This is a genomic window from Streptomyces sp. TRM68367 (assembly GCF_014495685.1).
Taxonomy (GTDB): Bacteria; Actinomycetota; Actinomycetes; order Streptomycetales; family Streptomycetaceae; genus Streptomyces.
The window spans coordinates 41350-52906 of sequence record NZ_JACTVI010000018.1 but is presented as its reverse complement, the minus strand read 5'-3'; the positions used below and the strand labels follow the sequence as shown (position 1 = coordinate 52906).

Here is an 11557-nt window from a genome sequence, read left to right as displayed (position 1 = left end):
TCAGCCACTGATCGGCCCCAGCCCTCCGGGTGTCTCGGCGGGCAGTGCCCCGGACCGCTCCAGCACCTCGACGACCTCCCGGGCCCGCCGCGGGTCCACGGGGAGCGCGTGCCGCGCGAACCAGCGGGCCCCGTCCGGCGCGGGCGAGAGGTCGGTGAACTCCGCGCCCGCGTAGTCGTCCAGCGGCGGGTCGTAGAGATACCCGACGACGATCCCCCGCCGCGCCAGCGCCCTGATCGCCGCGTCCCGGTCCGCCACGAACAGCGGCACCCGGAACAGCGGCTGCACCCCATGCGCGGGGCCCGGTCCCGCCCACCGGGTGGACAGCAGCAGTTCCGTGCCCGCCCGGCAGTCCGCCAGCACCTCCTCCAGCCGGTCCAGCCTGCGTCCGATCCGGCCCAGCCGCATCCGGCCGGGCTCCAGGCGGTAGTCGTGCATGTCGACCCGCACCCACGGATCGTGCGCCGCGAGACCGGGCCCCGCGGCGACGGCGCGGGCCAGCGCCTGCGGGCGCAGCGGCATCCGGATCTCCTCGCGCTCGACCCTCCCCAGCCGCCGCAGCGTCGCCCACGCGGCGCGCCGCAGCCCGAGCCTGCGCACGGCGGCCTCCGCGTACGGCCGGACGGCATAGGCGAGTTCGGACGTCGTCCTGCGCGGCGCGAGGAGTTCGACGCAGGTCTTCTCCAGCGTCTCGCGCAGCCTCGCGTCAGCGAGCGACAGCATGCCTCCGGCCTGCGCGCCGACGTGCTTGGACAGGCTGAACACGGAGGCGTCGCCCCATGCCCCGACGGGCCGCCCGCCCGCCTCGCTGCCGATCGCGTGCGCCGCGTCCTCGAACAGCGGGATCCCCAGCGCGTCGCACCGCGCCCGCAGTTCGGGCGCCGCGTCCGGATTGCCGTACAGGTTCGTCGTCAGTACGGCGGACACCGAACCCCACACCGCGTCGGGCACGGCGTCGACGTCGGTCGACGCGTCCCACGGCTGCAACGGCGCCTGCACGGGCCGCAGTCCGGCCGCGAGCACCACGAAGAAGATCACATCGTCGTTGACCGGCGACATCAGCACCCGGCCGCCGGGCGGGCACCAGTGGCGCAGCGCCACGAACAGCCCGAACCGGCATGACGGTACATATACGCATTCCCGGCCGAGTCGTGCGCGCATGGTCTCTTCGAGCCGTTTCGCCCGCGAGCCAAGCAGCGCCGATCCCGGGCCGGCCTCCCCAATGGCCATCCGCCCCCCTGGTGTGCCATCGGAATCGCCCCCTCCCCCGAGGCCTTCCGGCACCCGCCCAGAGTCTCCCTGTTCGCACCGCTCCGTCAAGATTGCGTACCGGCCTGTGGATAACTTCCGGAACGCAAGTTGCGGCAGAGCGCTGCCCGTCGACCACCCGTTCCGGCCCCTCCCCGGCCGCCCTTCGATCTCTGCCCAAAACCGTCCGACCACCCGTAACGTGTGGCCCGACCACGGATTCGTGGAGCACATGGCGCACACGAAAGCGAGGCAGCACCCCATGCCCCCCTTCGATGTCCCCGAAGGCGACCCCTTCGGTCCGCACAACCTGCCGTACGGCGTGTTCTCACTCCCCGGCTCGACGGACCGGATGGTGGGCGTCCGCCTCGGCGGCCACGTCCTCGACGCCGGCGCGGCAGCCCACGCCCTCGGCTCCCCGTACGCCTCCCTGTTGGCCCGGCCCGGCCTCGGCCCGCTGCTGGCGGCGGGCCGCACGGCCTGGTCGGACGTACGGCGCGCGCTGACCGCGTGGGTGACGGTGCCGGCCCACCGCGAAGCCCTCGCGCCCCTCTTCCACCCCCTGTCGTCGGTGAACCTGCACCTGCCGTTCGAGGTCGCGGACTACGTCGACTTCTACGCCTCCGAGAACCACGCCCGGAACGTCGGCCAGATCTTCCGCCCCGACGCCGCCGACTCACTGACCCCCAACTGGAAGCACCTGCCGATGGGCTACCACGGTCGCTCCGGCACGGTCGTGGTGTCCGGCACGGACGTCGTCCGCCCCTCGGGCCAGCGCAAGGCGCCCACCGATGCCGCTCCCGTCTTCGGCCCGTCCGTCCGCCTGGACATCGAGGCCGAGGTCGGCTTCGTGGTCGGCGTGCCGACCCGGATGGGCCGGTCCGTGCCGCTCGGCGACTTCCGCGAGCACGTCTTCGGCCTGTCTCTGCTCAACGACTGGTCCGCCCGCGACCTCCAGGCCTGGGAGTACGTCCCCCTCGGTCCGTTCCTCGGCAAGTCCTTCGCCACCTCGGTGTCGGCGTGGATCACCCCGCTGGACGCCCTGGAGGAGGCCAGGGTGACGCCGCCGGAGCGGACGCACCCGCTGCTGCCGTATCTCGACGACTCCGACGAGGAACCCGGTGGCTACGACCTGCGCATCTCCGTGGCCGTCAACGGTCACGTCGTCTCCGAACCCCCCTTCTCCACCATGTACTGGACGGCCGCCCAGCAGCTGGCCCACATGACCGTCAACGGCGCTTCCCTGCGCACCGGCGACCTGTACGGCTCGGGCACGGTGAGCGGCGCCGGCGAGCGCGAGCGCGGCTCGCTGCTGGAGCTGACCTGGAACGGCCGCGACCCGCTCGAACTCCCCGACGGCAAGCGGACGTTCCTGGAGGACGGCGACGTGGTCACCCTGTCGGCCTGGGCCCCGGGCCCGGACGGCCTGCGCGTGGGCCTGGGCGAGGTCACCGGGCGGATCGTGGCCGGATGAGCCGGGCCGGGCCGGGCCGGGGCGGGGCCGACGGGTGGCCGTGACCTTGGGGCGGGTATGCGCCGTGGCCTTGGACTGGGTCCGCCCTGTCGCCATGGCCGTGACCTTCGCCTGGGCCCGCGCGTCGCCGTGGCCGTGGGCCGACAGGCGGAGGAACCGGCCGACTACGGCCCCCGGGACCCACACGAGATGACGTCCGACCCCTGACTCACACCGCCCGTCGCCGTCATACTGGCGTCGGGTGGTGTGCCCGCGCGCTCGTCGCGGCCCCGTGGCACACGGCCGCCGCCCTTCCCAGCACGACCCGTAGCCGCCCCTCTTCCGACCAGGAACCGGAGCCCGTGGCATGACCGTCTGCCTGCTCCTGCTGAGCGTTGTCGCCCTGACGGCCGCTGTGCCGGTCCCCCGCGCCCTGACCCGGGCCGCATGGCCCGAGCGGGAACCGGTGGTCGCCCTGTGGGTGTGGCAGTGCCTGGTCGCCACCGTGCTGCTGTGCTGCCTGACCGCGCTCGCCCTGGGCGCCGCCGCCGTCTTCGGCACCGTCCGCACACAGCTGTTCGCCCCGGCCCCGCCCGCGGTGACCGAGGCGTACGACCTGTCGATCGCGCCGCCCTGGGCGGTCGCCCTGACCGTGCTGCTGGCCAGCGGCGCCGCCTGGACGACCGCGATGCTCGCCCACGAGCTCGTCGAGGCGCGCCGGCGCCGCGCCCAGGCCCGCGCGCACCTGCGGGAGCGCGCCCCCGACCTGCCCGCCGGGCTCCCCGCGGCCCGCGGCCCCCTTCTGGTGCTGGAGGACGAGTACCCGGACGCCTGGTGGATGCCGGGCAACCCGCCCCAGCTGATCGTCACCACCGGCGCCCTGCACCGCCTCACCGACCACCAGCTCGACGCCGTCCTCACCCACGAGCGCGGCCACGCGCGCGCCCGCCACGACTGGCTGCTCCACCTCTCCACGGCCCTCGCCACCGGTTTCCCCCGTATCCCGCTGTTCTCCCACTTCTGCGACCAGACCCACCGCCTGGTCGAACTGGCCGCGGATGACACGGCCTCCCGCCGTTGCGGGCATCTGACCACGGCGTTGGCGCTGATCGAGTTGAACCAGCACCGAGGCGTGCTGTCCTGCGCGTCCAGCCACCGGCTGCTCGGTGAGCGCGTGGACCGGCTGCTGGAGCCGCCGCCGCGGCTGGGGCGCCGGCATCGGGCGCTGACGACGACGGTGGCTTCGCTGGTGCCGTTGCTGCCGTTGCTGATCACGTTCGCTCCGGGGCTGAGGGCGCTGGGGTGACCGCCTGAGAGCTGCCGCCCCCAGACCCCCACTCCGGCCTGCGGCCTCGTCCTCATACGCCGGACGGGCTGGAAGTTGACGTCACCGTCGGCTCGTCGGCGCCCGGTTCGCCCACGGACGCCAGCACCTCCAGCACGCCCTCCCCGTACGTCACCAGCTTCTTCTCGCCCACTCCGCTGACGCCCCCGAGCTGTGCCACCGACGTGGGCCACACCGTCACGATCTCCCGCAGCGTGGCGTCGTGGAAGATGACGTACGCCGGGACGCCCTGCTCCCGGGCCTGGTCCGCCCGCCAGGCCCGCAGCGCCTCGAACGCCGGGAGCAGTTCCTCCGGCAGTTCGGCCGCGGCCGTCTTCGCCTTGCGCTCGCCCCGCCCGGACGCCGAGGCCTGCCGGGACGCCGCCGGCTTCTTCGGCTCCTTCCGCAACGGCACCTCCCGCTCGCGCCGCAGCACCGCCCCGCTCGCCTCGGTCAGCACCAGCGTGCCGTACTCGCCCTCCACCGCGATCAGCCCCTGCGCCAGCAACTGCCGTACCACGCCGCGCCATTCGCCCTCGGTCAGCTCGTCGCCGATGCCGAACACGGACAGCTGGTCGTGGTCGAACTGGATCACCTTGCCCGTGCGCTTGCCGAGCAGGATCTCGATGATCTGGCCCGCGCCGAACTTCTGCCCGCGCTCCCGCTGCAACCGCACCACCGTCGACAGCACCTTCTGCGCCGCGACCGTGCCGTCCCAGGTCTCCGGCGGCGTCAGGCACGAGTCGCAGTTGCCGCAGCCCGCCGGGTCGGGCTCCTGGCCGAAGTACGCGAGCAGCTGCCCGCGCCGGCACTGGGCCGTCTCGCACAGCCCGAGCATCGCGTCCAGGTGCTGGGCGGCCCGGCGGCGGAACGCCTCGTCGCCCTCGCCGGACTGGATCAGCTTGCGCTGCTGTATGACGTCGTTGAGGCCGTACGCCATCCAGGCCGTGGACGGCAGTCCGTCGCGCCCGGCGCGGCCCGTCTCCTGGTAGTAGCCCTCGACCGACTTGGGCAGGTCCAGGTGGGCGACGAACCGCACGTCCGGCTTGTCGATGCCCATCCCGAACGCGATGGTCGCGACCACGACCAGGCCGTCCTCCCGCAGGAACCGCGACTGGTGCGCCGCGCGCGTGCCCGCGTCCAGACCCGCGTGGTAGGGCACCGCCTCGATGCCGTTGCGGGACAGGAACTCGGCCGTCTTCTCGACCGAGTTGCGCGAGAGGCAGTACACGATGCCCGCGTCGTCCGCGTGTTCCTCGCGCAGGAAGGACAGCAGCTGCTTCTTGGGGTCCGACTTCGGCACGATCCGGTACTGGATGTTGGGCCGGTCGAAGCTCGCCACGAAGTGCCGGGCCTGCGGCATGTTCAGCCGCTCGGTGATCTCCCGGTGCGTCGCCCGTGTGGCCGTCGCGGTCAGCGCGATGCGCGGGACGTCCGGCCAGCGCTCGCCGAGCAGCGACAGCGCCAGGTAGTCGGGCCGGAAGTCGTGGCCCCACTGGGACACGCAGTGCGCCTCGTCGATCGCGAACACCGCGATCTTGCCGCGGGAGAGGAGGTCCAGCGTGGTGTCGAGGCGCAGCCGCTCCGGCGCCAGGTAGAGCAGGTCCAGCTCCCCGGCGAGGAACTCGGCCTCCACCACCCGCCGCTCGTCGAAGTCCTGCGTGGAGTTCATGAACCCGGCGCGCACGCCGAGCGCCCGCAGCGCGTTCACCTGGTCCTGCATCAGCGCGATGAGCGGGGAGACGACGACTCCCGTACCGGCTCTGACCAGGGACGGAATCTGGTAGCACAGCGACTTGCCGCCGCCGGTCGGCATCAGCACGACGGCGTCCCCGCCCGCCACCACGTGCTCGATGACCGCTCCCTGCTCACCGCGGAAGGCCTCGTACCCGAAGACCCGGTGCAGCGCGGCCAGCGCCTCGCTGTCATCCGGTCCCGCGGGCAGGCCCACCTCGGTCACCGTGTCCTGTTGCGTCATCACACCCGTCCCGCCGGTAGCGCTCATCGTCCTGTCCCCCGTACGTCACCCCTCGACCACTGCATCCACGATAGGGGCCGCCACCGACAGCCACGGAGTTATCCACAGGCCGCTCTTCCCGGATCCGTCCCGCCCTGTCCCTCAGCCCAATGGACCGCCCCGCCGGCCCGCCCCAGGGGGCGGGCGAACCCCAAGGGCCTCTTCTCCCCCTGGAACCCCAAGGTGACGTGCCCCTGACCGGCCCGGACTTTCGAGTGCGGAACACGCGGCGGACCCGGCTCCCGAAGGAGACCGGGTCCGTCCGTACGACCCCGCGATGCGTCAGCGCACGAACACGCCCGCCTGGCTCGCCAGGTCCAGGAAGTACTGCGGTGCCACACCGAGCACCAGCGTGACCGCCACGCCCACACCGATCGCCGTCATCGTCAGCGCCGATGGCACGGCGACGGTCGGGCCCTCCGGCCGCGGCTCGCTGAAGAACATCAGCACGATGACGCGGATGTAGAAGAACGCCGCGATCGCGGACGAGATCACACCGACCACGACCAGCGGGGCCGCGCCGCCCTCGGCGGCCGCCTTGAACACGGCGAACTTCCCGGCGAAGCCGGAGGTCAGCGGAATGCCCGCGAAGGCCAGCAGAAACACCGCGAACACCGCCGCCACCAGCGGCGAACGCCGGCCCAGCCCCGCCCACTTGGACAGGTGTGTCGCCTCGCCGCCCGCGTCCCGCACCAGCGTGACCACCGCGAAGGCGCCGATCGTCACGAACGAGTACGCGGCCAGGTAGAAGAGGACCGAGGACACACCGTCCGGCGTGGTCGCGATGACGCCCGCGAGGATGAAGCCCGCGTGCGCGATCGACGAGTACGCGAGCATCCGCTTGATGTCGGTCTGCGTGATCGCCACGATCGCACCGCCGAGCATGGTGATGATCGCGACGGCCCACATGACCGGCCGCCAGTCCCAGCGCAGGCCGGGCAGCACCACGTACAGGAGCCGCAGCAGCGCGCCGAACGCCGCCACCTTCGTCGCCGCCGCCATGAACCCGGTCACCGGTGTCGGCGCGCCCTGGTACACGTCCGGCGTCCACATGTGGAACGGCACGGCACCGACCTTGAACAGCAGGCCCATCAACAGCAGCCCGGCGCCGACGAGCAGCAGCGCGTCGTTGCCCATGGTGTCGGCGAGCGCCGGGTTGACGTCCTGCACCGTCCCGTCGACGACCTGCGCGATCGTCGCGTACGACATCGAGCCCGCGTAGCCGTACAGCAGCGCGATACCGAACAGCGTGAACGCGGAGGCGAACGCGCCGAGCAGGAAGTACTTGACCGCGGCCTCCTGCGACATCAGCCGCTTGCGGCGGGCCAGGGCGCACATCAGGTACAGCGGGAGGGAGAAGACCTCCAGCGCCACGAACAGCGTCAGCAGGTCGTTGGCCGCCGGGAAGATCAGCATGCCCGCGATCGCGAACAGCAGCAGCGGGAACACCTCGGTGGTGGCGAACCCGGCCTTGACCGCGGCCTGTTCGCTCTCGCTGCCCGGCACGGACGCGGCCTGCGCGGCGAAGGAGTCCACCCGGTTGCCGTGCGCCTCCGGGTCGAGCCGCCGCTCGGCGAAGGTGAACAGGCCGACCAGACCGGCCAGCAGGATCGTGCCCTGCAGGAACAGCGCCGGCCCGTCGACGGCGAGGGCGCCCATCGCCGCAATGCCCGCCTTGGTTGTGCCGTATCCGTCGACGGCGAGCGCGACGACCGCGGCGAAGGCGGCGACGAGCGCGACGACGGACACGAACATCTGGACGTAGTAACGGGACTTGCGCGGCACGATCGCCTCGGCCAGGATCCCGACGATCGCCGCGCCGACGATGATCAGGATGGGCGCGATCTGCCCGTACTCGATCTTCGGCGCGTCGATCTTCGAGATCGGTTCGGCCGCGGTTGCCGCCGTTGTCCACAGGCTGTGGACGGCTGATGCGCTCATTTGGCCGCCTCCACCTCGGGCTGGGGGTCCTTCTTCTGTACATCGGACATGGTCTGCTTGACCGCCGGGTCGACGATGTCCGTGACGGGCTTCGGGTAGACGCCCAGGAAGATCAGCAGTACGACGAGCGGGGCGACGACCACGAGTTCTCGCACTCTGAGGTCGGGCATCTTCGCGAGCTCCGGCTTCACCGGGCCCGTCATCGTCCTCTGGTAGAGGACGAGGATGTAGAGCGCGGCCAGCACGATGCCGAACGTGGCGATGATGCCGATCACCGGATACCGCGTGAACGTGCCGACCAGGACCAGGAACTCACTCACGAACGGCGCCAGTCCCGGCAGCGAGAGCGTCGCCAGGCCGCCGATCAGGAACGTGCCGGCGAGCACCGGGGCGACCTTCTGCACCCCGCCGTAGTCGGCGATGAGCCGCGAGCCGCGCCGCGAGATCAGGAACCCGGCGACCAGCATCAGCGCGGCAGTCGAGATGCCGTGGTTGACCATGTAGAGCGTCGCGCCGGACTGGCCCTGGCTGGTCATCGCGAAGATGCCCATGATGATGAAGCCGAAGTGCGAGATCGACGCGTACGCCACCAGTCGCTTGATGTCGCGCTGGCCGACCGCGAGCAGCGCCCCGTAGACGATGCTGATGACCGCCAGGACGAGGATGGCGGGCGTCGCCCACTTGCTGGCCTCCGGGAACAGCTGGAGGCAGAAGCGGAGCATCGCGAAGGTGCCCACCTTGTCGACGACCGCCGTGATGAGCACGGCGACCGGGGCGGTGGCCTCGCCCATGGCGTTGGGCAGCCAGGTGTGCAGCGGCCACAGCGGCGCCTTCACCGCGAAGGCGAAGAAGAAGCCGAGGAACAGCCAGCGTTCAGTGCTGGTCGCCATGTTCAGCTCGCCGCTCGCGCGGGCCTGCGCGATCTCCGTGAGCGAGAAGTTCCCGGCGACCACGTACAGCCCGATCACCGCGGCCAGCATGATCAGACCGCCGACCAGGTTGTAGAGCAGGAACTTCACCGCCGCGTACGACCGTTGCGTCGACGCCGTCTCCTCGCCGTGCTCGTGGGCACGGTCCCCGAAGCCGCCGATGAGGAAGTACATCGGGATGAGCATGGCCTCGAAGAAGATGTAGAAGAGGAAGACGTCGGTGGCCTCGAAGGAGATGATCACCATTGCCTCGACGGCCAGGATCATGGCGAAGAAGCCCTGCGTCGGCCGCCACCGCCCCGCAGCGAAGCTGCTGAGAGATGCAGCGCCGGTCTCCAGCGGGTCGGCGTCGTGCCAGCCCGCGAGGACGATGAACGGGATCAGCAGAGCGGTCAGCGCGATCAGCGCCACCGCGATGCCGTCCACGCCCAGTTCGTACCTCACCCCGAAGTCCGCGATCCAGGCGTGGGACTCGGTGAGCTGGTAGCGGTCGCCGTCCGGGTCGAAGCGCACCAGGACGACGATCGCCAGGACGAGTGTGGCGAGCGAGAACAGCAGCGCCAGCCACTTGGCCGCGGTGCGCTTGGCGGCCGGTACGGCGGCCGTGGCGATCGCCCCGATGGCCGGGAGCGCCGCCGTCGCTGTCAGCAGAGGAAAGGACATCGGTATCAGACCGCCCTCATCAGCAGGGTCGCGGCGACGAGGATTGCCGCACCGCCGAACATCGAGACCGCGTAACTGCGCGCGAAGCCGCTCTGCAGCTTGCGCATCCGCCCCGACAGGCCGCCCACCGAGGCCGCCGTGCCGTTGACGACCCCGTCGACCAGGGTGTGGTCGACGTACACCAGGGAGCGCGTGAGGTGCTCGCCGCCGCGGACCAGGACGACGTGGTTGAAGTCGTCCTGGAGCAGGTCGCGCCGGGCGGCCCGGGTGAGCAGCGAGCCGCGCGGCGCGATCGCCGGCACGGGGCGGCGGCCGTACTGCGCCCAGGCCACGGCCACGCCGATGACCATGCACGCCACGGTCGCGCCGGTGACGACGCCCGCGCTGATCGGCGCGTGTCCGTGGTCGTGCCCGGTGATGGGCTCCAGCCAGTGCAGGAACCGGTCGCCGATGCTGAAGAACGCACCGCCCGCGACCGACCCGACGGCCAGCAGGATCATCGGGATCGTCATGACCCTGGGCGACTCGTGCGGGTGCGGCGGGGCGTACTCGCCCTGTGTCTCGGCGGCGGGCTCCACGCTCGGCTCGGCCGGGGACGGCGTCGGGGCGTGCCGCCAGCGCTCCTCGCCGAAGAACGTCATCAGCATCACGCGCGTCATGTAGTACGCCGTGATGGCCGCGCCGAGCAGGGCCGCGCCGCCGAGGATCCAGCCCTCGGTGCCGCCCTTGGCGAACGCCGCCTCGATGATCTTGTCCTTGGAGAAGAAGCCGGACAGGCCCGGGAAGCCGATGATGGCGAGGTAGCCGAGGCCGAAGGTGACGAACGTGACCGGCATGTACTTGCGCAGGCCGCCGTAGCGGCGCATGTCGACCTCGTCGTTCATGCCGTGCATGACCGAGCCGGCGCCGAGGAACAGCCCGGCCTTGAAGAAGCCGTGCGTCACCAGGTGCATGATCGCGAAGACGTAGCCGATGGGGCCGAGGCCCGCGGCCAGGATCATGTAGCCGATCTGCGACATGGTCGAGCCGGCCAGCGCCTTCTTGATGTCGTCCTTCGCGCAACCGACGATCGCACCGAACAGGAGCGTGACCGCGCCGACGACGGTGACCACCAGCTGCGCGTCGGGTGCGCCGTTGAAGATGGCGCCGGAGCGGACGATCAGGTACACGCCCGCCGTCACCATCGTCGCGGCGTGAATGAGGGCCGAGACCGGGGTCGGGCCCTCCATCGCGTCCCCGAGCCAGGACTGCAGCGGCACCTGGGCGGACTTGCCGCACGCGGCGAGCAGGAGCATCAGGGCGATGGCGGTGAGCTTGTCCTCACCGGCGGCTCCGGCGAGCCCGGCCTCCTCGTGGCTGCCGAGGACCGGCCCGAAGGCGAAGGTGCCGAACCACAGGAACATCAGCATGATCGCGATCGACAGGCCCATGTCGCCGACGCGGTTGACCAGGAAGGCCTTCTTCGCGGCCGTCGCGGCGCTGGGCTTGTGCTGCCAGAAGCCGATCAGCAGGTAGGAGGCGAGGCCGACGCCCTCCCAGCCGACGTACAGCAGCAGGTAGTTGTCGGCGAGGACGAGCAGCAGCATCGCCGCGAGGAACAGGTTCAGATAGCCGAAGAAGCGGCGGCGCCGCTCGTCGTGCTCCATGTACCCGACGGAGTACAGGTGGATCAGCGAGCCGACGCCCGTGATCAGCAGGACGAACGTCATCGACAGCTGGTCCAGCTGGAAGGCGACGTCCGCCTGGAAGCCCTCGACCGGCACCCAGCTGAACAGGTGCTGGCCCAGCTCCCGGTGCCCGGCGTCCTTGCCGAGCATGTCGGTGAACAGGACGAGGCCGAGCGCGAAGGACACGAACGACAGCAGCACGCCGATCCAGTGACCGACGGCGTCCAGCCGGCGTCCGCCGCACAGCAGGACCGCCGCTCCTAGCAGGGGCGCCGCAACCAGCAGCGCAATCAGGTTCTCCACGATTCAGCGACC

General features: G+C 71.3%; 7 protein-coding genes. 2 read left to right on the top strand and 5 right to left on the bottom strand.

The annotated features are described in order from the left end of the window. On the bottom strand, positions 1–1230 hold the full coding sequence (locus H8R17_RS14935; protein ID WP_187823666.1) for a DegT/DnrJ/EryC1/StrS family aminotransferase: 1230 nt from the start codon (positions 1228–1230) through the stop codon (positions 1–3). Between the two features lie 280 nt (positions 1231–1510). Here H8R17_RS14935 and fahA point away from each other — a divergent pair, with 280 nt between their 5' ends. Continuing rightward, the gene (fahA, locus tag H8R17_RS14930; protein WP_187823665.1) at positions 1511–2722 is read left to right on the top strand and encodes a fumarylacetoacetase; all 1212 of its coding nucleotides are present in this window, start codon (positions 1511–1513) and stop codon (positions 2720–2722) included. Positions 2723–3068: 346 nt separating this feature from the next. Then, positions 3069–4007: a M56 family metallopeptidase gene (locus tag H8R17_RS14925; protein ID WP_187823664.1), complete on the top strand. Its 939-nt coding sequence runs from the start codon at positions 3069–3071 to the stop codon at positions 4005–4007. A 52-nt stretch (positions 4008–4059) separates the two neighbouring features. Here the strand turns inward: H8R17_RS14925 and recQ are convergent, their stop codons facing one another. The 4 genes from recQ to nuoL all read right to left on the bottom strand — a co-directional run bounded on the left by recQ (position 4060) and on the right by nuoL (position 11545). Continuing rightward, on the bottom strand, positions 4060–6030 hold the full coding sequence (recQ, locus tag H8R17_RS14920) for a DNA helicase RecQ (protein ID WP_262505257.1): 1971 nt from the start codon (positions 6028–6030) through the stop codon (positions 4060–4062). 294 nt (positions 6031–6324) lie between these two features. Beyond that, positions 6325–7983, bottom strand: a complete 1659-nt coding sequence (gene nuoN, locus H8R17_RS14915; protein WP_187823663.1) for an NADH-quinone oxidoreductase subunit NuoN — start codon at positions 7981–7983, stop codon at positions 6325–6327. Next, positions 7980–9575 carry an NADH-quinone oxidoreductase subunit M gene (locus tag H8R17_RS14910; protein ID WP_187823662.1) on the bottom strand — a complete coding sequence of 532 codons (1596 nt, stop codon included), beginning with the start codon at positions 9573–9575 and terminating at the stop codon, positions 7980–7982. Before H8R17_RS14910 ends, nuoN begins: the two co-directional genes overlap by 4 nt. A gap of 5 nt (positions 9576–9580) precedes the next feature. Continuing rightward, positions 9581–11545 carry an NADH-quinone oxidoreductase subunit L gene (nuoL, locus tag H8R17_RS14905; RefSeq protein ID WP_187823661.1) on the bottom strand — a complete coding sequence of 655 codons (1965 nt, stop codon included), beginning with the start codon at positions 11543–11545 and terminating at the stop codon, positions 9581–9583. Positions 11546–11557: the final 12 nt, after the last annotated feature.

Coding starts and splice junctions, on each gene's coding strand:
- H8R17_RS14910 (WP_187823662.1), bottom strand. CDS start 9,575: ATGTCCTTTCCTCTGCTGACAGCGACGGCGGCGCTCCCGGCCATCGGG.
- H8R17_RS14935 (WP_187823666.1), bottom strand. CDS start 1,230: ATGGCCATTGGGGAGGCCGGCCCGGGATCGGCGCTGCTTGGCTCGCGG.
- recQ (WP_262505257.1), bottom strand. CDS start 6,030: ATGAGCGCTACCGGCGGGACGGGTGTGATGACGCAACAGGACACGGTG.
- H8R17_RS14925 (WP_187823664.1), top strand. CDS start 3,069: ATGACCGTCTGCCTGCTCCTGCTGAGCGTTGTCGCCCTGACGGCCGCT.
- fahA (WP_187823665.1), top strand. CDS start 1,511: ATGCCCCCCTTCGATGTCCCCGAAGGCGACCCCTTCGGTCCGCACAAC.
- nuoN (WP_187823663.1), bottom strand. CDS start 7,983: ATGAGCGCATCAGCCGTCCACAGCCTGTGGACAACGGCGGCAACCGCG.